Here is a 1,336-nt window from a genome sequence, read left to right as displayed (position 1 = left end):
GCCTTGGCGGCCACTCCGCCGCCATCATGGAGCGCATCGGCCCGGACGGCGAGCTGTGCTGCCTCGACCGCGACACCGCGGCGCTGGAGCTGGCCCGCCAGCGTCTGGCCCCGTGGGGCGGGCGCGTGCACTTTTTCCACACCCGCTACGCGGACTTCGAGGCGGCGCTGGACCAACTGGGCTGGGACAAGGTGGATGGAGCGCTCATCGACATCGGCGTGTCGTCCATGCAGATCGACATGGCCGACCGCGGCTTCAGCTTTCATGCCGACGGCCCGCTGGACATGCGCATGGACCGGGACGGCGACGAGGCCCCGGCCTCGAAACTGGTGAACCGGGCCACCGCGGACGTGCTGAAGGACATCATCCTGCGCTACGGAGAAGACCCGATGGCCGGGCGCATTGCCCGCGCCATCGTGGATGCCCGCGCCGCAGGCCCCATCGAGACCACGGCCCAGCTCGCCGCCATCGTGGACCGGGCCTATCCGGCCAAGTGGCGCGCCACCTCGCGCAACCACCCGGCCACCCGTACCTTCCAGGCCCTGCGTATGGCCGTCAACGACGAACTGGGCCAGCTGGAACGTTTTCTCGACCGCATCCTGGACCGGCTGAACCCCGGCGGACGGCTGGCGGTGATCACCTTCCATTCGCTGGAAGACCGCATCGTCAAGCACCGCCTGCGTGACGAATCGCAGGGTTGCGTGTGCCCGCGCAGCGTGTCTCGCTGCGAATGCGGCCACAAGGCCCGCGTGGACGTGCTGACCAGAAAGCCGGTCACCGCCAGCGAGGTGGAACTGGCCCGCAACTCCCGTGCCTCCAGCGCCAAGTTGCGCGCGGCCCAGCGGCTGGCGGAAGGACAGGCCCCGCGCCCCCGGCGTCGCAACAAGTATGCCCCGGAAGGCCGCGATGCAGCGGAAGGGGACGCGTCATGAGCCACGGCGTGGGAGGCTGGGTGCTGGCCATGATCCTGTCGGTGCTGACCAGCCTGGTGTTGGGATTGTCGTTGGTGTGGCTGAACATCGAACGCATGGACATGGCCTACAACCTGCGCAAGTTGCAGGGTGAACTGGACGGCAGGGCGGCCCTGACCGCCAAGCTGGAAGTGGAGCGGGACCGGCTGATGTCGCCGTATGAACTGGGAAGGAAGGCGGAGGCCATGGGCATGCGGGGGGCACGCCCCGGCCAGATCCGCCGCATCGAGGAGGCGGGGCGCTAGCGCCCTGATACATCATGCTGCGAGCAGACAGGAAGTCACGCATACTCGGCAGGCCCGCGCCGCGCACCGCGCGCGACGCGCGTCCCTCTTTCGAAGCGCGCGCCCCCCGTGCCGCGCGCG

The 1,336-nt window shown here is 69.5% G+C and carries 2 protein-coding genes; both read left to right on the top strand.

The features are described from left to right. Positions 1-932: 16S rRNA (cytosine(1402)-N(4))-methyltransferase RsmH (rsmH, locus tag FVW27_RS15960; protein ID WP_167127012.1), on the top strand; the 932-nt coding region annotated here is incomplete at its 5' end. Next, positions 929-1,216 carry a hypothetical protein gene (locus tag FVW27_RS15955; protein ID WP_167127009.1) on the top strand — a complete coding sequence of 96 codons (288 nt, stop codon included), beginning with the start codon at positions 929-931 and terminating at the stop codon, positions 1,214-1,216. The genes rsmH and FVW27_RS15955, both read left to right, overlap by 4 nt. Positions 1,217-1,336: the final 120 nt, after the last annotated feature.

Source organism: Nitratidesulfovibrio liaohensis, from assembly GCF_011682075.1.
Taxonomy (GTDB): Bacteria; Desulfobacterota; Desulfovibrionia; order Desulfovibrionales; family Desulfovibrionaceae; genus Cupidesulfovibrio; species Cupidesulfovibrio liaohensis.
This window is presented reverse-complemented; position numbering and strand designations above follow the sequence as displayed.